Here is a 24,171-nt window from a genome sequence, read left to right as displayed (position 1 = left end):
CCTTTTTGATGTGGTTTTGCAACCTCGGAACTACGCCTCATGAATTTATCTGCGTCGCCTGGCGACGGTTATCTGAGAACCGACCAGCTGGTCAAGCGCTTTGACGGCGTGGCGGCCGTGGACGATGTCTCGCTGTCCATCCATAAAGGCGAAATTTTTGCCCTGCTCGGCAGTTCCGGCTGCGGAAAATCAACGCTGCTGCGCATGCTGGCCGGCCTTGAGAAGCCGACCTCCGGCTCGGTCATCCTCGATGGGGTGGACATCGCCTCGTTTCCGCCCTACGAGCGGCCCATCAACATGATGTTCCAGTCGTATGCACTGTTTCCGCACCTCAACATCTGGGACAACATTGCCTTTGGCCTGAAGCGCGAGGGAATGCCCAAGGCACAGATTGAAACGCGTGTGCAGGAGATGCTCAAGCTGGTGCAACTGGAGACTTTTGCCAAGCGCAAGCCGCACCAGCTCTCGGGCGGCCAGCAGCAGCGCGTGGCCCTGGCGCGCAGCCTGGCCAAGAAACCTCAATTGCTGCTGCTCGATGAGCCGCTGGGTGCGCTCGACAAGAAACTGCGGGAGCGCACGCAGTTTGAACTCGTCAACATCCTGGAATCGGTGGGCGTCACCTGTGTCATGGTGACCCATGACCAGGAAGAAGCCATGGCCATGGCTTCCCGCATTGCCGTCATGAGCCACGGCCGGGTGCTGCAGGTGGGCACGCCGAAGGAAATTTACGAGCACCCGAATTGCCGCTTTGTGGCCGACTTCATTGGCAACGTCAATTTGATGGAGGGTGAGCTCACGCTGGACGAGGCGGACCGTTGCGAGGTCACCACCGGGTACGGCGTGGTGCACGTGGGGCATGGCATCAGCGGCACCCAGGGCATGTCGGTTGCCGTTGCTGTGCGCCCCGAGAAGGTCCACATCTCCAAAACCCGGCCTGACGTCACCGTCAACCTGTTCAGCGGCAAGGTGCGCGAAATCGCCTATTTCGGCAGCTACAACACGTTCATTGTGGAAGTGAAGGGGGAGGGCGGCCAAAGCCGCACCGTCAAGATCACGGAAGCCAACACCACGCGGCATGAAGGCAGCGCGATCACCTGGGATGACCCGGTCTTTTTCTGGTGGGACGGCGATGCACCGGTGGTGCTGACCCAATAAAGCCGCTGCGATGAAAATCCCTTCCTGGCTCCAGTTCAATCCCGGGCGGCGCTTTGTCATCGGCGTGCCCTACATTTGGCTGCTGCTGTTTTTTGTCCTGCCTTTCCTGATCCTGCTGCGCATCAGCGTGACGGACATGGGCAATGGCGTGGATCCTTTTGCGCCGTTGGTGGAGGCCGTCTCGGGTTCCTGGCGCGTCATGCTGCGCTACACCAACTATGTTTCCATTTTTCATGATGCAGGGCAGGGGGCCGATGCCGGATGGGGCAACACCATCTACATGGAGGCCTACGAAACCTCCCTGAAATACGCCTTGTTCACCACACTGTCGTGCCTGGTGATCGGTTATCCGTTTGCCTATTTCATTGCCCGGTCGCGGCCGTCCATTCGCCCGGCCTTGCTGATGTTGGTCATGCTGCCCTTCTGGACCTCGTTCCTGCTGCGTGTCTATGCCTGGAAGGGCATCCTGGCGGACCAGGGCGTGCTCAACAACCTGCTGCTGGCGTTGGGCATCATCGATGAACCCGTGGTGATGCTCTACACCAATGTGTCCATGCTGGTCGGCATGACCTATGTGTATTGCCCGTTCATGATCCTGCCGCTGTATGCCAATCTGGTGAAGATGGATTTCCGCCTGCTGGAAGCGGCCCACGACCTGGGGGCCAGCGCGTGGAAGGCATTTTGGCTGGTGACCGTGCCGCTGAGCAAATCCGGCATCATCGCCGGCTCCATGCTCGTCTTCATTCCCAGTGTGGGTGAGTTCGTCATTCCTTCGCTGCTGGGCGGCGCCGAAAACATCATGATCGGCCGCGTGGTCTGGGACGAAATGTTCAGCAGCAACAACTGGCCGCGCGCGGCGGCCCTGGCGGTCGTGATGATTCTGCTCATCCTGGTGCCTCTGGCCTTTTACTACCGCGCAAACAGCGGTCGCGGTGACGGCAGGGAGCACTGACATGAAAAAGCTGTGGCGTTTTGCGGAAAAGCAGATCGGCTGGCTCTGGCTTGGCGTGGTCTATCTTTTCCTTTACATACCGCTGTTTTTCCTGATCGTCTTTTCCTTCAACAGCACCCGGCAGGATGGCGTGTTCACCGGCTTTTCACTGCGCTGGTATCAGGCCCTGCTGGCGGACTCCCGGCTGGTCGAGGGGTTTTTTCTGTCGCTCAAGGTGGCGTTGATCACCGGCACGCTGTCGGTGGTGCTGGGCAGCTTTGCCGCATTTGTGCTGGTGCGCTACCTGCGCTTCACGGGGCGCACGCTGTTTTACGGCATGGTGAATGCACCGCTGGTGATGCCCGAAGTCATCATTGGACTGTCTTTGCTGCTGCTGATGGTGGCTGTGCAGCGCACGGTGGGCTGGCCCGACCGCGGCTTCATCACCATCGTGACCGGCCACACGCTGCTCGGCATGGCTTATGCCACGGTCGTGATCCAGTCGCGCCTGAGCGAGATGGACCGCTCGCTGGAGGAGGCGGCCATGGACCTGGGATGTCGGCCCATGCAGGTTTTTTTCCTGGTGACCCTGCCCAATATTGCACCGGCCCTGGTCTCGGCCTGGCTGTTGACCTTCACCCTGTCATTTGACGATGTGGTGATCTCGGAGTTTTTGTCAGGCCCGGGCGTGACGACCTTGCCCCAGGTGATTTTCAGCTACGCGCGCCGTGGCGTGAACCCGTCCATCTATGCGGCAGCGACCATCCTGATTGCCGTGGTTTCGCTGGGCATCATCACGTACAGCATCTATGTGATGCGCTGGCAGAAACGGCTGGACCGTGAAATCAGTGCGGCGGCTCGACCGGAACAGAACTTCCCCGACCCCGCCCGGGCAGGGTAGCGAGCACCACGCCGGCCAGCGCGATGGCGAATGCGCCGATCTGGGGGCCGTTCAGTGTTTCCCCCAGCACCACGACGCCGACTGCAGCAGCGCTGACGGGCAACAGCACGGTAAACACCCCGGCCTGGTTGGCGGGGATGGTCTTCAGCCCGGTCATCCACAACCACACCGTCCACACGCTGGCCGCCAGCGAATAAAACAGCAGCAGCAACCAGCTTGACGTTTCCACGCGCGCAAAGTCAAAGCTCCAGGCCATCCATAGCCCCAGCGGCGTGATCAGGGCAAAGCCCCACAGATTGATGAGCGCGGTGATGCGCTTGGGGCTGAGCACACCGGTGAGTTTTTTCCCAATCACGGCATAGGCCGCCTCGCACAGCACGGCACCCACCAGCAGCAGGTTGCCCAGCCACGAGACTCTGGAGGAAAGATCACCCGCTGGCCCCATATGCCCGGACGCGGGCAGCTCATTTCTCGATAGCGAAACCAGGCCGATGCCGATCACCGCGCAGGCAATGGCGCTCCACACCCGCAGGCCAATGCGCTCACGCAGGAACAGCCAGCTCATCAAGGCGACGGCAGCGGGGATGGAAGCCATGATGACGCCTGCCGCGACCGCGCTGGTCATGCTGACGCCAAACAGCATGCAGATCGAAAACAGGAAATTACCCAGAAAAGACTCCAGAAAGAGCAGGCGCCGGGTCTGGCTGCTCATGGGTGTTTCTTCCGCTGGTTTTTTGAGCCAGTGCAGCATGGCGGTACCGCCGATGCCAAAGCGCAGCCAGGCCAGCAGGAAGACCGGCAAGGCGGCGACCAGGGGTTTGGAAAGCGCTACATAGCTGCCCACGAGAGACATGCTGAGCGCGAGGCAGGTGTAGGCCACAAGGCGATTCATTAAACTGGGGGTTCCTGTTGCATGTTGCACCGGCCTTGCGGCGAGTCGGGTTAAGTCGCGGACCTGGCGGCCATGCGCAGGTTGAAATGATGCCTTACTTTGAGCCGCCCTGATCCGTCAACCATGTCGCCACAGCCTGTACATCATGTCCGTCACGTCTTCGTTTACGGCACCCTGCGCCGGGGTGAAGAGCGCGATATCAACCGTCTRATGCCTGCGCCGCGATGGGTCGGGCAGGCGAGCGTGGCCGGCACACTGCACCATCTGGGCGCCTACCCTGGCCTGGTGTTGGGCGGGGAGGGCGTGGTGTGGGGGGAGGTGTATGAAATCAGTCCTGAGCTGGAGCGGCAACTCGATGAAATCGAGGAAGTGTGGCCCCAGCAGAGTGGTGAGTACATCCGGCGCGAAGTTCTGGTGGTGCTTGACCACCCGCCGACCCATCAACCTGCCCATGAACCAACCCATGAACCAGCCTCGTCGCAGCAGGAAGTAGCCGGAACAGTGATCTGCCTTCTTTATGAAATTGCGCCCGGGCATGCCAGGGGCAAACCGGTGATTGTGGGTGGCGACTGGACGCGGTATCGGGCTGGGCACAGCCGCTGAATCACGGCGGTGGACCGGTGCGCCCGGCAGGCAGCCAGGCCGGCGAATCATCTCCGGTGCATACCCCTTGCCTTTGCATCGCCGATGGCGCGCTGAATTTCATAATCCGGTAAATGCATTTTTCAATGTGAAATACTGAATTGGTGCAGTGCAAAAAAATTTCTCAATACAAGAAATTAAATTTCATAATACGGAAAAATAACTGAAGGCCATTGATTTTATTGAAGTTAATTTTTGTCTTATATAAGACATAAGAGCTTCCAAAGGTCTTGTAGAAGACTTAAAGTAGATCCACGTCATCAGTCACTTTTCTTCAACCTACGGAGCCCACCATGCCACAGACCTTCACTGAACAACTGAGCCGCGACCAGCAGATATCTGCCCTGGAAAAAGACTGGGCCACCAACCCGCGCTGGAAAGGTATCAAGCGCGGCTACAGCGCCGCCGACGTGGTGCGCCTGCGTGGGTCCTTTCCGATTGAGCACACGCTGGCCCGGCGCGGCGCTGAAAAGCTGTGGAACCTCCTGCACACCGAGCCTTACGTGAACTGCCTCGGCGCGCTCACCGGTGGCCAGGCCATGCAGCAGGTCAAGGCCGGCGTGAAGGCCATCTACCTGTCGGGCTGGCAGGTGGCCGCTGACAACAACACCTACTCGTCGATGTACCCGGACCAGTCGCTGTACCCGGTGGACTCGGTGCCCAAGGTGGTGGAGACCATCAACAACACCTTCCGCCGTGCCGACGAGATCCAGCACTCCAAGGGCATTGACGCCGGCGAGAAAGACTACATTGACTACTTCGCCCCCATCGTGGCGGACGCTGAAGCCGGCTTTGGCGGCGTGCTCAATGCCTTCGAACTGATGAAGGCCATGATCAAGGCGGGTGCCGGCGGCGTGCATTGGGAAGACCAGCTTGCCTCGGTCAAGAAGTGCGGCCACATGGGCGGCAAGGTGTTGCTGCCGACCCGCGAGTCCTGCCAGAAACTGATCGCCGCGCGCATGGCGGCCGACGTGTGCGGCGTGCCTACCCTGGTGATTGCACGCACCGATGCCGAGGCGGCCGACTTGCTGACCTCCGACTATGACGAGATCGACAAGCCTTTCCTGACGGGTGAGCGCACCGCAGAAGGTTTCTACAAGACCCGCAAGGGCCTGGAGCAGGCTGTGGCCCGTGCCAATGCCTATGCGCATTACGCCGATCTGGTGTGGTGTGAAACCGGCACGCCAGACCTCGACTTCGCCAGGAAGTTTGCCGATGCCGTGCACAAGGTCCACCCTGGCAAGATGCTGGCCTACAACTGCTCGCCTTCGTTCAACTGGAAGAAAAACCTGGACGATGCCACCATCGCCAAGTTCCAGCGCGAACTCGGCGCGATGGGCTACAAGTACCAGTTCATCACGCTGGCTGGCATTCACTCCATGTGGTACAACATGTACGACCTGTCGCAAGACTACGTCAAGCGCGGCATGACGGCCTACATCGAGAAGGTGCAGGAACCCGAGTTCGCAGCGCGCGACCGCGGCTACACCTTTGTGTCGCACCAGCAGGAAGTGGGCACCGGTTATTTCGATGAAGTGACCACGGCGATCCAGGGCGGCAAGTCCAGCGTGACCGCATTGACCGGCTCTACCGAAGAAGAGCAGTTCCACTAAATCACGCCTTCAAAAGCGCACAGCTCCTGCCGGAGTTGGCGCGCAGCTTTCAGCCCGGACAGTGCTTACCCGCCTGTCCGGGCTTTTTTGTGGCGCGGCTTGCCTGGGACGGCACTTAAGACCCGCAACCGGCCTGCTCGACCTGCCGTAAAATAGGGCCATGCAATTAACCAATCAAGAAACAGAAAGGACAGTTCGGGTTATGACACCGCGAACTAGTACAGCGTCCTGTTTCTGGAGTCATCCAGGGCGCTAGCCCGCATCCCTGGCTGACTGATAGTGATAGCTAAAAATTAAATTAGCATCAATCCACACACTCCCAGATCAAAGCGCGGCAAGTTCCGCGCTTTTTGTTTGACCGCTTAACTTTAAAAGCCCATCCGATGATTCAAATCACGCTCCCCGATGCCTCCAGGCGCGAATACCCGCAAGCCGTCACGGTAGCCGAAGTCGCGGCATCCATCGGTACCGGCCTGGCCAAGGCCGCCCTGGGCGGCAAGGTCGATGGCAAGGTGGTCGACACAAGCTACCTGATTGAAAAAGACAGTTCGGTGTCCATCATCACCGCCAAGGATGCCGATGGGCTGGAGCTGATCCGCCATTCCACGGCGCACTTGCTGGCCTATGCGGTCAAGGAGCTGTTTCCCGAGGCGCAGGTCACGATCGGGCCGGTGATTGAAAACGGGTTTTACTACGACTTTGCCTACAAGCGTCCTTTCACGCCGGAAGACCTGGCGACCATTGAAAAGCGCATGACCGAGCTGGCGGCCAAAGACGAGCAGGTGACGCGCCGTGTGCTGCCGCGCGACGAAGCCGTGGCGCACTTCAAGAGCATTGGCGAGCATTACAAGGCCGAGATCATTGCCAGCATCCCCGCCAATGAAGATGTGTCGCTGTACCGGGAAGGCGCGTTTGAAGACCTGTGCCGCGGCCCCCACGTGCCCAGCACCGGCAAGCTGAAATTTTTCAAGCTCATGAAGGTGGCTGGCGCCTACTGGCGCGGCGACCATCGCAACGAGATGCTGCAGCGTGTCTACGGAACGGCCTGGGCCACGAAGGACGAACTGCAGCAGTACCTGACCATGCTGGAGGAAGCCGAAAAGCGCGACCACCGCAAGCTGGGCAAGGAGCTGGACCTGTTCCACATTGACGACCATGCGCCTGGCCTCGTGTTCTGGCATCCCAAGGGCTGGACGGTCTGGCAGGGCGTGGAGCAGTACATGCGCAAGGTCTACCAGAACAATGGCTACCAGGAGGTCAAGGGCCCGCAGGTCATCGACAAGACCTTGTGGGAGAAGACCGGCCACTGGGACAAGTACCGCGACAACATGTTCACGACGGAGAGCGAGAAACGCGAGTACGCGCTCAAGCCGATGAACTGCCCCGGCCACATCCTGATTTTCAAGCAGGGCATCAAGAGCTACCGCGACCTGCCGCTGCGCTACGGTGAATTCGGCCAATGCCACCGCAATGAACCCTCGGGCGGGCTGCACGGCATCATGCGGGTGCGCGGCTTCACGCAGGATGACGGCCATATTTTCTGCACGGAAGAGCAGATTCTCAAGGAGTGCGTGGACTACACGACCTTGCTGCAAAAGGTCTACACCGACTTCGGCTTTAAAAACATCATCTACAAGGTCGCTACCCGGCCCGACGCCCGTATTGGCTCCGACGAAAGCTGGGACAAGGCCGAGCAGGCCTTGATCGAAAGCCTGCGCGCTTCAGGCTGTGAATTTGAAATTTCCCCGGGCGAGGGTGCGTTTTACGGTCCCAAGATTGAGTACACGCTGAAAGACGCGATTGGCCGCCAGTGGCAGTGCGGCACCATGCAGGTCGATTTCTCCATGCCGGAGCGCCTGGATGCCGAATATGTGGGCGAAGATGGTGCCCGCCATCGCCCGGTGATGCTGCACCGCGCGATTGTGGGCAGTCTGGAGCGATTTATCGGGATTTTGATCGAAGAACACGCCGGCGCGCTGCCAACCTGGTTGGCGCCCATTCAGGTTTCAGTGCTCAATATCACCGATTCCCAGGCTGAATATGCCCGAGAAGTTGCCAAAATGCTGCAAAATCAAGGGCTTAGGGTCAACCTGGATCTGCGCAATGAGAAAATTACGTATAAAATACGGGAGCACTCATTGCAAAAGCTGCCTTATATCCTTGTCGTGGGTGACAAAGAGAAGGCCGCCGGAGCCGTTGCTGTGCGCGCCCGGGGTAACAAAGACCTTGGAGTGATGCCTCTCGATGCGTTTGCCCAGCAAATTGCCTCTGACATCGCACAAAAAGCCTGAGCCGCTGGAAAATTCACCAGAATTTACCGGCACTAAAGCTTCTCGTCATTGCAGGACGGGCGCAAGCCGCTATAGCTTTTATAGCAAGAGTTAAAGGATAGAACCATCGCTACTGAATTTCGTGACCGCCGTCACCGTGAAGAACGCAAGCACCGCTTGAACCGTGAAATCATGGCCCCTGAAGTGCGTCTGACCGGGCCAGACAACGAGCCTTTGGGCATTGTCAGCATCATGGAGGCCTTGCGCCTGGCAGGTGAGGCCGACGTGGACCTTGTTGAAATCTCCCCCACGGCGGTTCCGCCGGTGTGCAGGTTGATGGATTACGGCAAGTTCAAGTACGCCGAGCAGAAGAAGGCGGCCGAAGCGAAGTCCAAGCAAAAAGTGATCGAGATCAAGGAAATCAAATTCCGGCCCGGCACTGACGATGGCGACTACAACATCAAATTGCGCAACATCAAGCGCTTTTTGGAAGAGGGCGACAAGTGCAAGATTACCCTGCGCTTTCGTGGTCGGGAAATCACGCACCAGGAACTGGGCTTGGCCCTGTTGGCGCGTATCCGCGATGAGCTGGCGGATTTGATTGTGGTGGAGCAGTTCCCCAAGCTTGAAGGCAGGCAGATGGTCATGATGATCGCGCCGGGCCGCAAGAAGCCAGGTGCGGGAAAACCGGCAGCCGAAACGGCTCCGGCACCGTCCGCAGCCTGAGGTGGCGGACAGAAGATAAGGATAAGGGGCGCTTTGTGGCGTTCCGGTGAAAGCAGGCGCAAGCCGGCTTTCCGAAAGTGAAGGGGTCAAACCTTTTGCGGCCAGTGAAAAGTCGAAAGATTTTTCACTTAACAAGTGTCTCGGGGCCATCAAGTCTGCGGAAGGTTCGCAGCGCCTCACGAGCACAAATGAAAAGGAGCATTTACATGCCCAAAATGAAGACCAAGAGCGGCGCTAAAAAGCGTTTCCGCGTTCGTCCTGGTGGCACCGTCAAGCGCGGCCAAGCCTTCAAACGTCACATCCTGACCAAGAAGACCACCAAAAACAAACGCCATCTGCGTGGTGCGGTGACTGTTCATGAGACCAATATGGGTCACATGGCACAGATGCTGCCAGGCCAGGGCATTTAATTAACGACGAACAAGGAGTACACACATGCCTCGCGTCAAACGTGGTGTAACGGCTCGCGCCCGCCACAAAAAAGTTTTAGCCCTTGCAAAAGGTTTCCGCGGCCGCCGCGGTAATGTCTTCCGCATCGCCAAAGAAGCGGTGATGAAGGCCGGGCAATATGCCTACCGTGACCGCCGTACCAAAAAGCGCGTGTTCCGCCAGTTGTGGATCGCCCGTATCAATGCTGCCAGCCGTTCATTCGGCATGACGTACAGCCAATTCGCCAATGGCCTGAAAAAAGCCGGCATCGAGATTGACCGTAAGGTTCTGTCCGATATGGCCATTCACGACAGCGCCGCTTTCGGCGCCATCGTCGAGCAGGTGAAAGCCAAGCTGGCTGCCTGATTTTCAGGGCAGTATGCTATTGAATAAATAGCTGCTTGCGCACGAAAATAAAGGGCTGGAGCTTGAAAAGGCTCTGGCCCTTTTTCATGGCCTTTTCTACAGCGCTCACTTGCTGACCTGCTGACCTGTTTGCTCACCGGGTTGCCTGAATGGTGAGAGTGTTGTTGAAAACGCCTGAGCTGTTTCCTTATGTCGAACAAGAGAATGTATGAATCAACCTGATGCCCTCAACGACCTGGTCAGCAGCGCCAAAGCCAGTTTTGCGCAGGCCACCACGCCTGCCGACCTGGAAAACGCCAAGGCGCAGTTTCTGGGTAAATCGGGCCGTGTCACCGAGTTGATGAAAGGCATGGCCGCCCTCAGCGTGGACGAAAAAAAATCCCGCGGTGCGGCCATCAACCTGGCCAAGCAGGCGATTGAGGCGGCGCTCAACGATAGACGGCAGGCTCTGGCCGATGCCGAACTCGAAAAGCAGCTCAAGGCTGAGGCCCTGGATGTGAGCCTGCCGGGTCGCCAGCGCGCACAGGGCGGGCTGCATCCGGTGTCACTCACGCTTGAGCGCATCGAGGCCATTTTCGGCTCCATGGGGTTTGACGTGGCGCAGGGCCCGGAGATAGAGACCGACTGGTTCAATTTCACCGCGCTCAACACGCCGGAAGACCATCCGGCGCGCTCCATGCACGACACGTTTTATGTCGAAGGCGGCACCGAAACTGCGCCCAATTTGCTGCGCACCCACACCAGCCCCATGCAGATCCGCTATGCGGTCCAGCATGTCAAAAAGCACCGTGCGCTCATCGACGCGGGCGGCCGGATGCCCGAGATTCGCGTCATTGCACCGGGGCGCACCTACCGCGTGGACAGCGATGCTACCCACTCGCCGATGTTCCACCAGTGTGAAGGCCTGTGGATAGGCGAAAACGTGAGCTTCAAGGATCTGAAGTTCGTCTTCACCGATTTTTGCCGCACCTTCTTTGAAAGCGACGACCTCGTGCTGCGCTTTCGCCCCAGCTTTTTCCCGTTCACCGAACCCAGCGCCGAAATCGACATCCAGTTCCAGACCGGCCCGCTGGCCGGCCGCTGGCTGGAAGTGGCCGGATCCGGCCAGGTGCATCCGAACGTGGTGCGAAACATGGGGCTGGACCCCGAAAAATACATCGGCTTTGCCTTCGGCATGGGCCCGGACCGCCTGACCATGCTGCGCTACGGTGTGAATGACCTGCGCCTGTTCTTTGACGGCGATATCCGCTTCCTGTCCCAGTTCCAGTCCTGAAATACAAGAACAAGAAAAAATCAAGGTAAGACCATGCAATTTCCAGAATCCTGGTTGCGCGAATTTTGCAATCCGCCGCTCAATACGCAGCAACTCGCTGAAACCCTGACCATGGCCGGGCTTGAAGTTGAAGAGCTCAAGCCGGTGGCGCCGCCTTTCACCAAAATCGTCGTGGGTGAAATCAGGGAAGCCGCCCAGCATCCCAACGCGGACCGCCTGCGCGTCTGTCAGGTCGATGTGGGGCAGGGCAACCTGCTGAACATCGTCTGCGGTGCGCCCAATGCTCGTGCAGGCATCAAGGTGCCCTGCGCGCTGGTCGGTGCAGAATTGCCGCCCGGCGAAGACGGCAAGCCCTTCCTGATCCAGGTGGGCAAGCTGCGTGGCGTAGAGAGCCAGGGCATGTTGTGCTCCGCGCGCGAGCTCAAGCTCTCGGAAGACCATGGTGGCTTACTCGAGCTGTCCGCGGACGCGCCGCTGGGCCAGGACATCCGCGAGCACCTGCGGCTCGACGACACCCTGTTCACCCTCAAGCTCACACCCAATCTGGCCCATTGCCTGAGTGTCTATGGGGTGGCGCGTGAGGTCGCGGCATTGACGGGGGCACCCCTCAAGGCGCCCTCATTTCCTCCCGTGCCGGTAGCCGACGCGACTCAAGTACCCGTCAAAATCAGTGCGCCGGATTTGTGCGGCCGTTTCTCGGGCCGCGTCGTGCGCAACGTCAACACCCAGGCGGCCACCCCGTCCTGGATGGTGGACCGTCTGGCGCGCTGCGGCCAGCGCAGCGTGACGGCGCTGGTGGACATTTCCAACTATGTGATGTTCGAGTTGGGCCGGCCGTCGCATATTTTTGACCTCGACAAGATCCATGGCGGGCTCGACGTCCGCTGGGGCAAAGCCGGCGAAACGCTGAAGCTGCTCAACGGCAACACGGTCACGGTCGATGAAAAAGTAGGCGTGATTGCCGATGACGCGCAGGTCGAATCCCTGGCCGGCATCATGGGCGGCGACGCGACCGCTGTGTCGGACGACACCCGGCATGTTTATGTCGAGGCCGCATTCTGGTGGCCCAAGGCCATCGCCGGCCGTTCACGCCGCTACAACTTTTCCACCGATGCCGGCCATCGCTTTGAGCGCGGGGTGGACCCGGGCCAGACCGTGGAACACATCGAGCGCATCACCCAGCTGATCATCGACATTTGCGGCACGCCCGATACGGTGTGCGGACCCATGAACGATGCGCAGGTCAACATGCCCCAGGCCGCGCCCGTCACCATGCGCGTGGCGCGCGCGGCCAAGGTGATCGGCATGCCGCTGACGCAGGCGCAATGCCTCGATGCCCTTCAGCGCCTCGGCCTGCCGGTGGCGCAAGGCGAGGGTACGCTGACGGTGACGCCGCCCAGCTATCGCTTTGACATGCAGATCGAAGAAGACCTGATTGAAGAGGTGGTGCGCATGGTGGGCTACAACGCGCTGCCCGAGACGCCGCCGCTGGCGCCCATCACGGCGAGGATCCGGCCGGAAGCCGAACGCAGCCCGTTTGCCGTGCGTCGCGCGCTGGCTTCGCTGGGCTACCAGGAAACGATCAATTTCAGTTTTGTGGAAGAGCGTTGGGAGCATGAACTGGCGGGCAACCCCAACCCCATCAAGTTGCTCAATCCCATTGCCAGCCAGATGAGCGTGATGCGCTCCTCGCTGCTGGGATCCCTGTTGCAGGTACTCAAGTTCAACCTGGACCGCAAGGCACCCCGGGTGAATGTGTTCGAGGTGGGCCGGGTGTTTTTGCGCGATGCACAAAGCCTGAACACCGATACGACGGTGGCCGGCTTCCATCAGCCCATGCGAGTGGCCGGCCTGGCTTATGGCCCGCGCGCCGCGCTGCATTGGGGTCAACCTGACAAGGCGGCGGACTTCTTCGACATCAAGGGCGATGTCGAGGCTTTGCTGGCGCCATTGCAGGCCGTTTTTGCGCCTGCAGTGCACCCCGCCATGCACCCTGGCCGTTGTGCCAGCGTGTCGGTGGCGGGCCGGCAAATCGGCTTCGTCGGCGAACTCCATCCGCAATGGCGGCAAGGGTACGAGTTGGCCCAGGCACCGCTGCTGTTTGAGCTGGAGCTCGACGCCGTGCTGCAGCGCCAGGTGCCATCGTTCAAACCGGTCAGCAAGCTGCAGCCGGTAGAGCGCGACATCGCTGTCATTGTGCAGGAGAGTGTGACGCATAGTGCCCTCATGGCCGCTGTCCATGGCGCTGACACGCGAGGCTTGCTCAAGGGCGCGACCCTGTTTGACGTCTATCGGCCGCAGCAGGCCAGTGCCGGCATGCATCTGGGCGAGAAGAGCCTCGCTGTGCGCTTGGTGCTTTCCAGCGATGCCGCTACACTGACCGACGACGATATTGAAGCAGCCGTCCAGGCAGTGCTTGCCAATCTGCAGCAACAACTGCAGGCCCGTCTTCGTGCTTGAAGCGTGCATGCAGCCGCCACAAAAACAATAGCCGACTGGAGGATCGCCTCATGGAATTTTCTGTTGAAAGCCTGGAAACCCCGGCGCTGACCAAAGCGCATCTGGCTGAGTTGCTGTTTGAGCAGATCGGGCTCAACAAGCGCGAATCGAAAGACATGATTGACGCGTTTTTTGACCTGATTTCCGACAGCCTGGTCGACGGCAATGATGTGAAGATTTCCGGGTTCGGCAATTTCCAGATCCGCACCAAGGCGCCGCGTCCCGGCCGCAACCCGCGGACAGGCGAGGCGATTCCCATCCAGGCCCGCCGGGTAGTGACTTTTCACGCCAGCCACAAGCTTAAAGACCAAATCCAGGGCGACAGCGCTGCCGATTCTGCCGAGTAGTCAGGGCAACGGCCCCGTCAGTGTCCCGCCAACTCCGGTATTCCGGGAGAGAATGCCGACAGAGGCGGGCTGTAACTGAATGTCATGTTTGTGACATAACAACACATTTCAAAAAACCGCCATAACCCTTTGCGCTTACTTTCCACTTAGAGTAGATTTGGAAGTTTCCTCCTTAGCGCATTGATTTAATTGGAGAAAACCCTTCCCCCCATCCCCGCAAAGCGTTACTTCACCATTGGCGAGGTTAGCGACTTGTGCGGCGTCAAGCCTCATGTTCTCCGTTATTGGGAGCAGGAGTTTACGCAGCTGCGTCCGATGAAAAGACGCGGTAACCGCCGTTATTACCAGCACCATGAAGTGCTGATGATCCGCAGAATCCGCGATCTGCTGTATGACCAGGGCTTCACGATCAGCGGTGCCCGCAACAAATTGCAGGAAATCGTACAAGCCGAACGTGACAAGCGACGCAATGGCGAAGTCATGCTGGAGGGCCTGGAAGTTCTCGAAGTGAGCGACTCCGTGCTGGAGGATTTTGGCGACTCTATTGACTTTCAGGACAGCGAAGCCGAGAACGCCGATCTGTCCACCGCCAGCGCTGCGCTGCAAAGACTGCAACTGGTGCGACGCGAACTCTTCGAAATACGCGATCTACTTAGCTCGAACAGTTAGAACCCGTCTGGGCCGCGTTATAATTTAAGGCTTGTCGGTGTGTGGCGCAGCCTGGTAGCGCACTTGCATGGGGTGCAAGGGGTCGAAGGTTCGAATCCTTTCACACCGACCATTAGTTCTGACAGAGGCCTTCGGGGAGAAATTCCTGGAGGCCTTTTTCATTGGGAATTTTCATCGGGATTGCAGGCTCACACAGCCGCGAGCCCCACCAACCACCATTGACTCCACCCCGGCAGCGGAACAGTGGGCGTGGTTGTTGATAACCGGCGGCCCGTGCCCGGCCCTCTCATTCCGAAAGTCCTTGACGGGAGCGCTGCGTCTGTAACACTAGGCCGGGACAGGTAACGAATCAATTCCGGGGTCCGAATATGAATGAGTTAGCGACCGCGCGGTTTGCCAGGCAGGTGGGGTTTGGTCTGGGCCCCGACGAAGCAACACCCCCGGACGCCGTGGGATGGGCCAGTGGGCAGCTTGACTCTGCGCCGAAGGTGAAGTTTCTGGCCAGCCGGGCAGGGGACGAGTTAGCTATGCCCCCCGAGATCCGGTTGCTGGAGAGTCAGGAAGAGGTTGCCCACGCGCTTCAGCGCCACATTGATAGCCGGCTGGCGGTGCTTGCGGCCTCTCGCACGATGCCCAAGCCGCAGTGGGAGGCCCTGCGGTTCCAGACGATGCAACCGTTTCTCAACCTGACCGGATGGCAGGAAGGGCTGGCACGCGGCTGCATGGCCGTGAATGGCCCGGCACCGGTCTTTGAGAGGTTCTGGCATTTCTGGACCAATCATTTCACAGTGGCGCCGTCCGCCAACAACAACAGCCATACGGCGGTAGGGCCGTACATGCGCATGCTGCGCAGGCACATGACCGGCAGCTTTCGCGACATGCTGTTCGAGGCGGTCACGCACCCGGCCATGGTCCTTTACCTGGACAATGCGAGATCGACCGGAGCCAATTCGATTGCCCGGCGGTCCCGGGCCACCACGGACGAGATCAATGAAAACCTCGGCAGGGAGCTGCTGGAACTGTTCACCGTCAGCACGGCAGCGGGTTACAGCCAGCAGGATGTTGATGCGGTGACGCACATCCTGACGGGGTGGGGTGTGCAGCTCCCTAACAGGGCCGCCCGCCCGGGCATACCCCTGGGCAGCTACTTCAATTACGATCGCCACGAGCCGGGCAACCAGACTTTCATGGGCAAGAGCTACAGCGCCGTCATCAGGCACGACGGGAAACTGAACGATCTCATTGACGATCTGGCTGCCCATCCGTTAACGGCGCAGCACATTTGCACCAAGATTGCCACCGCGTTCCTGGCCGACAAGCCGCATCCGTCAAGCATTGCCAGGCTGGTCACGGTTTTCAGCAGCACCAAGGGCAATCTTCCCGCGTTGCATAAAGCTGTCGTGCGGGAGGTCGCCGAGTCGAGTCCCACATTGCGCAAGTTCGTCGATCCCCAGACCTGGCTTTGGACCGCGCATCGTGTCAGCGGTGCCCGCTTGCCGACGGCGCCGCCGCAACGAGGCGTGGCGGGCGAGCGCATTCACGGCACGCTGGATGAATTGGGGCAGGCGGTTCATGACTGCCCTCAACCCAATGGCTGGTCTTTGCAGAGCCAGGACTGGATCTCCCGCGAGATGATGGAACGGCGCTTGCGCTATGGCTATCACCTGACCCGGCGCATCGCACAGCCTGCCGAGTTGTTGCCTCAGGTTCTGGCGCGCCAGCATGGTCCTGACAGCGACCTGGTCAAGCAGCTGAACGGCCTCAAGGCCAAGGGCCTGGATGCCAAGGATCTGTGGACCGCCTACCTTACGTCACCTGCATTCTTGTGGAGCCAAGCATGAAGCGTCGTACCTTTCTCGGCTGTGGGGCAAGCCTGTCGCTGGTTGGCGCCGGGGCGCTCGCGGCCAATGGTCAAAGCCAGAGACGTCTGCTGGTTTTGCTGTTGCGCGGCGCAATGGATGGTCTGTCAGCGGTCCCCCCGCTGGGTGATCCCGAGCTTCAGGGCATCCGGGGCAGCCTGGTGCCACCCGATGCATTGCCTGGCAACGGCTTTTTCGGCGTGCATCCCGCCTTGCCGACTTTCGCGGGGCTGATGGCGGACAAGCAGGCCCTGGCCATTCACGCCGCGGGCTTCGGCTACCGGGGGCGATCGCACTTCGAAGGCCAGGACATCATGCAAAGCGGGCTTGTCAAACCCTTCACTTCGCCATCGGGCTGGCTGGGGCGGGCGCTGCAAAAAGCCAGTGTCGGCACCGGCGTCGCCATTTCAATCCCGATGCCGCTGATCTTGCGTGGCGACCCTTCGGCTGAAACCGAATTTCCGACGTGGCTGGAAAAGCCTCCGCCAGCGACCTATTCGGCCGTGCAGGAGCTGTGGGGCCGGGATGCCGATCTTTCATCGATCAGCCAACGGATTGCAGGAGGCCAAGGCTTGTCTGCTTCGGCATCAATGAGCCCAATGAGCACACCCGAAAGCAATCAGCTTATGCGTTCGCCCAAGAGCCTTGCGCATCAGGCCGGGCTCAGGATGTCTCGTGATGACGGGCCGATGGTGGGCCTCATCGACTTCGTGGGATTCGATACGCACGCCAGCCAGGGCGCGACGGAGGGCGAGCATGCCAACCGCCTGAAGATGGTCGACGACGTGCTGGGCACATTCAAGACCACCTTGGGAGAGCGCTGGAACGATGCGCTGGTGTTGACCGTGACCGAGTTTGGCCGCACGGCCGCGCAGAACGGAACGACAGGTACAGACCATGGCTGGGCCAGCTGCATCCTGGCGGCGGGTGGCCTAGTCAAGACGGCGGGGATTGTGGCGGATTGGCCGGGGTTGGCGAAAGCCAGGCTCTTCGAGGGGCGGGACCTGGCCGCCACGGTGGATGCCAACGCTGTCTATGCCGAAGCGCTGAGCAGTGTCTTTGGCTTGACGTCAGGGCAGATCAGGGACGGGGTTCTCGCCCATGCCGCAGCGCCCCTGGCTCGAAACCTGTTCAAGACCTGAGCAGCTGAATCCGCAGCCCCCGCAGCGTAACGAGGTGAGTCGGCCGCCCCGGCGGTGCTGGATGGTGAGTAATCCTGTTGTCAGGTGATGTCCAGGGTGTGCACACCGAACGTGCCGGCCCGGCGATCGGCGAAGTAGCATTCCAGCGTTTCCCGGACCGTTCTGAAGGCGATTTCTTCCCAGGGGATTTCCGACTCCATGAACAGCCTGGCCTCTATGGTTTCATGGCCTGGGTTGAAGTCAGGGCTCAGCAGCCGCGCACGGTAAAACAGGTGGACCTGTCCGACGCGCACTACATTCATCACGGTGAAGAGCGATTGCAGTTCAAACTGTGCACCTGCCTCCTCATGGGTTTCGCGCGCAGCGCCTTCCGAAGTGGTTTCGCCCAGTTCCATGAAGCCCGCAGGCAGCGTCCATTTGCCCCAGCGGGGTTCGATATTGCGCTTGCACAGCAGCACCTGCCCGCCGTCTTCGCCCCAGATGGGCACGGTGCCCACCACATTGAGCGGGTTTTCATAGTGCACGGTGTGGCAGGCCGGGCAGACGGCCCGTTCCTTGGTATCACCATCATCGGGGAGGCGGTAAGCGACAGCGGTACCGCAAACGCGGCAGTGTTTCAGGGGAGGGCGGTGCATGCAAATAAGTGTAGCGGCTTTGCCTCTGACGGGCACCGCCCGCAACCCTACCGGCCGAAGTGTTTGCTATTAAAAAAATAGCGCACGGCGGCCGACCTGTTTGCTTGAGAAACGCAAAACCCCACAGCACCGCCGAGATCACTCCGGCTTGATGCCTGCGGTCTGGATGGTTTTGGCCCAGAAGTCGGTGTCCTTTTTGACCAGGGCTTCCAGCGCCGCCGGCGGGAGGTAGCGCAATTCAACGCCGGCGCCATCGGCGCGGGTCCTGGTTTCCGGCAGCTCAAGCGCAGCCTTGATCTGGCCACTGAGTTTGCCCACAACATCGGCGGGTGTGCCGGCCGGCGCGAAGATGCCGACCCAGGCCTCCAGTTCAAAGCCCTTGAGGCCCGCCTCCGCCGTGGTCGGCACGGCAGGAAGGCCGGGATGGCGGCTCTTGCCGGCCACGGCCAGCCCCTTGAGCTTGCCGACCTGCACCTGCCCCATCACCGACGGCGGTGTGGTGATGAACACCTGCACCTGGCCCGAGAGCACATCCTGAAGGGCAGGGCCGGAGCCGCGGTAGGGAATGTGCACCATGCTGGTCTGGGTTTGCAGCTTGAACATTTCGGTGCCAATGTGCGAGAGCGAGCCGTTGCCCTGGCTGGCATAGCTGAGCTTTCCCGGGTTGGCCTTGAGGTACTTGATGAATTCACCAAGATTGTTCGCCGGTACCGACGGGTGAACCGTGATGACGTTGGTGGCGACCGTGATCAGCGCCACGGGCAAAAAATCCTTTTGCGCCCAGGGCAGTTTGGGTGTGAGGTTGGGGTTGCCAACGTGGTAGGCCGAATAGGAGTTGAGCAGCGTGTAGCCATCGGGATTGGCGCGCGCCACGAACTGGTAGGCCACGTTGCCGCTGCCGCCGCCGCGGTTGTCAACCACCACTGCCTGCCCCGTGACCTTGGCCAGCGAATCAGACAGGATGCGGGCCGAAGCGTCGACAAAGCCGCCGGGCGGGTTGGGCACCACCAGGGTCACCGGCCTGGAAGGGTAGCCCTGGGCGAGGGCTGCGCCCGCGAGCAGGGTGCCGAGCACGGCGGTGGCTGCGCCTGCCAGCATGCGGTGTAGCGGCAGGTGTTGGGTAAGCGTGATCATGGGGAAAGTCTCCTGTATTAGTTGTGTGCTTGTATTGTTACTCGAGGTGTTGTGCGCGGGGTGCTGCTTAGTAGCGACCCGACAGCAATGCGCCGGCGCCGGGCACGCGGCGCTCCAGCCCGAGGCTCTTGAGAATGGCATAAGTCGTGCACACGGCGCTGGACACCACGGGCAGGCCGCTCGCAGCCTCGATGAGTGGCACGGAAGCGAGCGAGGGCATCTGCACGCAGGCCGAGGCGACGATGGCATCGGCGCCCTTGACATTGAGCTGCTTCCACAACTCGGCCGGTGCCTTCGGGTCGCGCGCACCGACCGCGAGGTTGTCGTGGATTTCCAGCGAAATGCTGTCAATCACTTCAATCCCTTCGTTTTCGATGTAGTCGATGACGAGGCGGGTCAGCGGTTTCATGTACGGCGCGATGATGGCCACGCGCTTGGCGCCCATGGCCTGCAGGCCCTCGACCAGCGCGCCTGCGCTGGTGATCACCGGTGTGGATGCGCCGTTGGTCACGGTGACTTCGTGCAGGCGGCGCTGGGATTCGCGGTGGTAGCCCTTGCCCATGCTCATGATGGCCACCAGGCAGGCGTAGCCCATGGCATCCATGCGCGCGTCTGACAGCTCGAGCGCGCAGCGGTCCGAGTCGCGGTCCATGGCTTCCAGTTCTTCCTTGGTGACTGATTTCATGCGCATGCGGCTGGAGTGAAACGTGAAACGTTCGGGCAGCACCTGTTCGCGGGCGCGCAGCATGGCCGGGATTTCCGTCTCCATGGTGGTGTTGGAGCTCGGCACGATCAGGCCGACACGGTAATTTCTGGCGACGGGCAGTGTGTCGAGCCGTGTGTCGGGAAGTGTGGCTTGTTGTGCGGCGGATGGCATGGGCTTGTCTCCTGAATGGCTGTGAATTTGCCTATTCTTGGTGGTTTGATCCATACTGGCAAATACATAATCAAGATAAATCCATACTTAAACCAGATCAATCACATTCAACGGATCAATCACTGATCAATCCAGACCATGGAACTGCGCCAGATTCGCTACTTCACCGTTCTCGCCGATGAGCTGAGCTTCACGCGGGCGGCGCGCCGGCTGCACGTGTCGCAGCCGCCCCTGAGCTTTCAGATTGCCAGCCTGGAGGCCGAACTCGGTGCGCGCCTGTTTAACCGTACCAGCCGCAGCGTCGCGCTGAGCGAGGCGGGCAAAGCCTTTTTGCCGCATGCGCAAGCCGTGCTGGCGCGCCTGGAGGAGGCCCGCGGCCACGTGCAGCGTGTGGCCAGCGGCCTGCAGGGACGGGTGCAGGTGGGCCTGGCGGGTTCGCACTTTCTGGGGCCATTTCCGCAATTTATCCAGCAGTTTCGCCTGCAGCGTCCCGCCGTGGAGATCGCCCTGCACGAGATGAAACCGTCGGACCATCTGCAAGCCTTGCGCGATGGCCGGCTGGACCTGTGCGTCTCGCGCAATCCGCTGGAAGACGCGCAGATCAGCGCCGCGCTGTTATGGCGTGATCCGGTCGTGGTGGCCCTGCCGCCGGGTCACCGGCTGGCGGCGCGCAGCCGCCTGCGGCTGGCCGAGCTGAAGGATGAAGAATTTGTATTTCTGCGCCTGGACTCCTCGCCCTTTGCCGCGCGCTTGTTTGAGGCTTGTGTGCAGGCGGGATTTGCTCCGCACATCGCGCAGCAGGTGGTCGAGGTGCCGGCCGCGCTCAACCTGGTGGCGGCGGGCCTGGGCGTGGCCCTGGTGCCGGGTTCATTGGCGCAGCTGCGTGCCGATGCGGTGGGCATATGCAGCCTCAGTCCATCCATGCCCAAGCGCGCGCAGGCGGAGGGCAAGACGAAAATGACGGGCGGCCTGAACGGGAACGGTCCGGGCACTATCAATGGTGACGTGTACGTGCTGTGGCGTCGCGAGGACGCAGCGCCTGCGGTGACGACGTTCAGGACGCAGCTGCTGGACTGGGCACGCGCCTTGCCACCGCAGACGGGGCGCTGATGGCCTGCGCTGATTTGATGCCAGGTTGATAGCCACTTGCCTCGTCTTTTTTGGGCTGGACGGCAAAAACCATAAAAAAAACCGGGCCACAGCCCGGTTTTTCTCTTGTCGCCCCCAAGGGCAGGGGGTCAGGCCTTGGTGGCCTTGGTGTGCTTTTCAATCAGGCTGCGCGCCGTGTCCAGCAGTTTTTTGCCGTCAAAGCCTTTCTTGTTCATGTCCTCGACCCACTCGACTTCCACCGTACGCGACTTGCGGCGGAAATCCTGAGCCTCGGCTGCGCTCACGGTGTAGATGGTGTTGCCGCGGTCGCTGGCGCTCTTGCGGCCGGGCACGTCATTGCCCTGCTGTACCTTGCCCAGCCAGGCCGAGGTGGCCATGCCGGAGTTGTTGTCAATGACTTTTTTCAGGTCGGGTGGCAGCGAGTTGTACTTGGCCTTGTTCATGGCCATCACGAAGGTGGTGGTGTAGAGGCTGCCACCGGCGGGGTCAAACTCGGCGTGAAACTTGGTGAGTTCGTTGACCTTGACCGAGGGCACCACTTCCCAGGGGATGACGCAGCCGGTGATGGTGCCTTTGCTCAGCGCGTCCGGAATGCCCGGCAACGGCATGCCCACTGGCGTCGCGCCCAGAATGCCCAGCAGCTTGGTGACCTGGCGTGTGGGGGCGCGCAGCTTGAGGCCGCGCATGTCGGCAATCGACTTCACGGGTTTGTCGACGGTGTGGATCACGCCCGGGCCATGCACATGAAGGGCGAGGACCTGGGTGTCCTTGAATTCGTCGGCCGCCATGGTCTGCACATACTCCCAGTAGGCCTTGGATGTGGCTTCGGCGTTGCTCATGATGAAGGGCAGTTCAAACACCTCGATGCGCGGGAACCGGCCCGCGGTGTTGCCGGGCAAGGTCCACACCACATCGACCACCCCGTCCTTGACCTGGTCGTACAGCTGGACCGGCGTGCCACCCAGTTGCATGGCGGGATAAGCTTCAAACTTGATGCGGCCACCGGATTCCTTTTCGACCTTCTCCATCCAGGGCTTGTGCATGCCCAGCCAGACGTTCGATTGGGGTGACATGAAGGTATGGAACTTCAGGGTCACGGGTTGCTGGGCCAGCGCCGACAGCGTCGGTGCCCCAAGGGCCGCAGCTGCGCCGGATTTGAGAAGGGTGCGTCGCTGAATCATGGGTTGTCTCCGGTTTTGATGGTCTTAACTTAATGGAACGAGGCTGGTTTGAGAAGCCGTGAATGCCCTGAGGGGGGCGCCGCTAACCGATGTACTGCACCAGCCAGAGCGAGATGGCCGGGAACAGCAGCAAGACGATGGTGCGGAGGGTGTCGCTGATAAGAAACGGCATGACGCCCCGGTAGCTCTCGCTGATCGGCACGTCTTTGGCCAGGCCGTTGACGATGTAGACATTGAGCCCGACGGGCGGTGCCAACAGGCCGAATCCCACCGTCATCAGCACCATGATGCCGAACCAGATCGCCACGGATTCCCGAGGCATGCCGAAGTCCAGCCCAATCACCATTGGAAAAAAGATCGGAATGGTCAGCAGCAGCATGGACAGCTCGTCCATGACTGCTCCCAGCACGACGTAAAACAGCAGGATGGCCGTGACCACCATGATTGGGGACAGGCCCCAACCGCCGACGACCCCTGCGAGTTGGCCCGGCACCTGGGTCAGTGCCAGTGCGGAGTTCATCAGGTCGGCACCAATGAAGATCAGGAAAATCATCGCTGAGCTCTCGGCCGTGGCATAAAAGCATTGCTTGAACTTGGCCCAGGTCATTTCGCGCTTGAGCAGCGCGGCCACAAAAGTCGCCGCCGCACCCACGGCAGCGCCTTCCGTCGGCGTGAAGTAGCCACCATAAATGCCGCCAAAAACAATCACGAAAATGATGGCAATCGGCAGGACGCCCACCATGGTCGCAAGAGTCAGGGCCGTGCGCTCCTCGTCCACTTCGGGGGCCTGACCGGGTACCAGCCTGACGTAAATGGCGATGGCCACCATGTAACCGAACATCGCGATGATGCCCGGCACCATGGCCGCCGCAAACAGCTTGGCAATGTTCTGTTCGGTCAAAATGGCGTAAATCACCAGCGGCACGGAAGGCGGAATCAGGATGCCCAGCGTGCCGCCCGCAGCCAGCGTACCGGTGGCGAGCCGGCCCGAATAGCCATGGCGCTTCATTTCGGGCAGGGCCACGCCGGTGATGGTGGCGGCGGTGGCCACCGAAGAACCGCAGATCGCCCCAAATGCGGCGCAGGCGAGCACCGAGGCCATCGCCAGCCCACCCTTGAAACGACCCATCACGGCCGCCGCGAACTGGAACAGCGACTTGCTGATGCCACCCTGTGTCGCGAAGTGCCCCATCAGGATGAACAGCGGAATCACCGACAGGTCATAGCTGGCAAAGCGCGCAAACGCCTGGGTGTTGATGAAATTTGAAAACGGAGCCCAGCCCGTCTGCATGACATAGCCAATGCTGCCGGCCGCGAACATGGCCACCGCAATTGGGACCCGCACGGCCATGAAGACCAGCATGACGCCGAAAATGATCAGGGCAAGCGTGATGGAGCTCATGGGCTAACCTCCGCGCCACGCGCTGCGGTGCTATTCGCCTTGGGAGCGGCCCGGCGGCTCATGGGTTACCCTCCGCGCTACGCGCTGCGGTGTTATTCGCCTTGGGAGCGGCCCGGCG

At 60.6% G+C, this 24,171-nt stretch carries 22 protein-coding genes and 1 tRNA gene; 17 read left to right on the top strand and 6 right to left on the bottom strand.

Annotated elements, in window-relative coordinates; genetic code table 11:
* Positions 1–39 precede the first annotated feature (39 nt).
* From AC1DUR_RS01465 to AC1DUR_RS01455, 3 genes are read left to right on the top strand one after another with little or no spacing between them, the layout of a single operon-like run.
* Positions 40–1,155, top strand: a complete 1,116-nt coding sequence (locus AC1DUR_RS01465) for an ABC transporter ATP-binding protein (protein ID WP_477717011.1) — start codon at positions 40–42, stop codon at positions 1,153–1,155.
* Positions 1,156–1,165: 10 nt separating this feature from the next.
* Positions 1,166–2,107, top strand: a complete 942-nt coding sequence (locus tag AC1DUR_RS01460) for an ABC transporter permease (protein WP_477717010.1) — start codon at positions 1,166–1,168, stop codon at positions 2,105–2,107.
* A 1-nt stretch (position 2,108) separates the two neighbouring features.
* Positions 2,109–2,987 carry an ABC transporter permease gene (locus AC1DUR_RS01455; RefSeq protein WP_477717009.1) on the top strand — a complete coding sequence of 293 codons (879 nt, stop codon included), beginning with the start codon at positions 2,109–2,111 and terminating at the stop codon, positions 2,985–2,987.
* Here AC1DUR_RS01455 and AC1DUR_RS01450 read toward each other — a convergent pair.
* Positions 2,932–3,879 (bottom strand): DMT family transporter, encoded by a 948-nt coding sequence (locus AC1DUR_RS01450; protein ID WP_477717008.1) that lies wholly within the window; start codon positions 3,877–3,879, stop codon positions 2,932–2,934. The two genes, AC1DUR_RS01455 and AC1DUR_RS01450, sit on opposite strands and share 56 nt — an antisense overlap.
* A 123-nt stretch (positions 3,880–4,002) precedes the next feature.
* Between AC1DUR_RS01450 and AC1DUR_RS01445 the strand changes: the two genes are divergently transcribed.
* The 13 genes from AC1DUR_RS01445 to AC1DUR_RS01385 all read left to right on the top strand — a co-directional run bounded on the left by AC1DUR_RS01445 (position 4,003) and on the right by AC1DUR_RS01385 (position 17,714).
* Positions 4,003–4,482: a gamma-glutamylcyclotransferase family protein gene (locus AC1DUR_RS01445; RefSeq protein WP_477717007.1), complete on the top strand. Its 480-nt coding sequence runs from the start codon at positions 4,003–4,005 to the stop codon at positions 4,480–4,482.
* A 332-nt stretch (positions 4,483–4,814) separates the two neighbouring features.
* Positions 4,815–6,134: an isocitrate lyase gene (gene aceA / locus AC1DUR_RS01440; protein WP_477717006.1), complete on the top strand. Its 1,320-nt coding sequence runs from the start codon at positions 4,815–4,817 to the stop codon at positions 6,132–6,134.
* Positions 6,135–6,517: 383 nt separating this feature from the next.
* A complete protein-coding gene (gene thrS, locus AC1DUR_RS01435) occupies positions 6,518–8,425 on the top strand; it encodes a threonine--tRNA ligase (RefSeq protein ID WP_477717005.1) in 1,908 nt (635 codons plus the stop codon).
* A gap of 105 nt (positions 8,426–8,530) precedes the next feature.
* Entirely contained in the window at positions 8,531–9,130 is a 600-nt protein-coding gene (infC, locus tag AC1DUR_RS01430) for a translation initiation factor IF-3 (protein ID WP_477717225.1), read from the top strand.
* 206 nt (positions 9,131–9,336) lie between these two features.
* Positions 9,337–9,540 (top strand): 50S ribosomal protein L35, encoded by a 204-nt coding sequence (gene rpmI, locus AC1DUR_RS01425; RefSeq protein WP_007870723.1) that lies wholly within the window; start codon positions 9,337–9,339, stop codon positions 9,538–9,540.
* Between the two features lie 25 nt (positions 9,541–9,565).
* Positions 9,566–9,925, top strand: coding sequence for a 50S ribosomal protein L20 (gene rplT, locus AC1DUR_RS01420; protein WP_011483030.1), 360 nt, complete (start codon positions 9,566–9,568; stop codon positions 9,923–9,925).
* A gap of 208 nt (positions 9,926–10,133) precedes the next feature.
* A complete protein-coding gene (gene pheS, locus AC1DUR_RS01415) occupies positions 10,134–11,198 on the top strand; it encodes a phenylalanine--tRNA ligase subunit alpha (protein WP_477717004.1) in 1,065 nt (354 codons plus the stop codon).
* Positions 11,199–11,231: 33 nt separating this feature from the next.
* Complete coding sequence (gene pheT, locus AC1DUR_RS01410) at positions 11,232–13,658, top strand: phenylalanine--tRNA ligase subunit beta (RefSeq protein WP_477717003.1); 2,427 nt, start codon at positions 11,232–11,234, stop codon at positions 13,656–13,658.
* A gap of 50 nt (positions 13,659–13,708) precedes the next feature.
* Complete coding sequence (locus AC1DUR_RS01405) at positions 13,709–14,044, top strand: integration host factor subunit alpha (RefSeq protein WP_477717002.1); 336 nt, start codon at positions 13,709–13,711, stop codon at positions 14,042–14,044.
* A gap of 189 nt (positions 14,045–14,233) precedes the next feature.
* Positions 14,234–14,713: a MerR family transcriptional regulator gene (locus tag AC1DUR_RS01400; RefSeq protein ID WP_477717001.1), complete on the top strand. Its 480-nt coding sequence runs from the start codon at positions 14,234–14,236 to the stop codon at positions 14,711–14,713.
* 35 nt (positions 14,714–14,748) lie between these two features.
* Positions 14,749–14,825 (top strand) — tRNA-Pro (locus tag AC1DUR_RS01395).
* A 256-nt stretch (positions 14,826–15,081) separates the two neighbouring features.
* Positions 15,082–16,554: a DUF1800 family protein gene (locus AC1DUR_RS01390; RefSeq protein ID WP_477717000.1), complete on the top strand. Its 1,473-nt coding sequence runs from the start codon at positions 15,082–15,084 to the stop codon at positions 16,552–16,554.
* On the top strand, positions 16,551–17,714 hold the full coding sequence (locus AC1DUR_RS01385) for a DUF1501 domain-containing protein (protein WP_477716999.1): 1,164 nt from the start codon (positions 16,551–16,553) through the stop codon (positions 17,712–17,714). Before AC1DUR_RS01390 ends, AC1DUR_RS01385 begins: the two co-directional genes overlap by 4 nt.
* A gap of 80 nt (positions 17,715–17,794) precedes the next feature.
* Here AC1DUR_RS01385 and AC1DUR_RS01380 read toward each other — a convergent pair whose 3' ends face one another.
* The 3 genes from AC1DUR_RS01380 to AC1DUR_RS01370 form a co-directional block, all read right to left on the bottom strand.
* Positions 17,795–18,349, bottom strand: a complete 555-nt coding sequence (locus AC1DUR_RS01380; RefSeq protein WP_477716998.1) for an NUDIX hydrolase — start codon at positions 18,347–18,349, stop codon at positions 17,795–17,797.
* 138 nt (positions 18,350–18,487) lie between these two features.
* Positions 18,488–19,483: a Bug family tripartite tricarboxylate transporter substrate binding protein gene (locus AC1DUR_RS01375; protein WP_477716997.1), complete on the bottom strand. Its 996-nt coding sequence runs from the start codon at positions 19,481–19,483 to the stop codon at positions 18,488–18,490.
* Positions 19,484–19,550: 67 nt separating this feature from the next.
* Positions 19,551–20,360 carry a maleate cis-trans isomerase family protein gene (locus AC1DUR_RS01370; protein WP_477716996.1) on the bottom strand — a complete coding sequence of 270 codons (810 nt, stop codon included), beginning with the start codon at positions 20,358–20,360 and terminating at the stop codon, positions 19,551–19,553.
* 138 nt (positions 20,361–20,498) lie between these two features.
* On the opposite strand from AC1DUR_RS01370, the gene AC1DUR_RS01365 reads away from it, so the two are divergent.
* Complete coding sequence (locus tag AC1DUR_RS01365) at positions 20,499–21,470, top strand: LysR substrate-binding domain-containing protein (RefSeq protein WP_477716995.1); 972 nt, start codon at positions 20,499–20,501, stop codon at positions 21,468–21,470.
* Between the two features lie 128 nt (positions 21,471–21,598).
* On the opposite strand, the gene AC1DUR_RS01360 is transcribed toward AC1DUR_RS01365, so the two are convergent.
* Both AC1DUR_RS01360 and AC1DUR_RS01355 read right to left on the bottom strand, forming a co-directional pair.
* On the bottom strand, positions 21,599–22,651 hold the full coding sequence (locus AC1DUR_RS01360; protein ID WP_477716994.1) for a TRAP transporter substrate-binding protein: 1,053 nt from the start codon (positions 22,649–22,651) through the stop codon (positions 21,599–21,601).
* Between the two features lie 82 nt (positions 22,652–22,733).
* On the bottom strand, positions 22,734–24,053 hold the full coding sequence (locus AC1DUR_RS01355) for a TRAP transporter large permease (protein WP_477716993.1): 1,320 nt from the start codon (positions 24,051–24,053) through the stop codon (positions 22,734–22,736).
* Between the last annotated feature and the right edge of the window lie 118 nt (positions 24,054–24,171).

This window comes from Polaromonas sp. P4_F4, from assembly GCF_056401355.1.
Note: the sequence above shows the minus strand (reverse complement) of the source record. Positions and strands in the feature narration are given on the sequence as shown.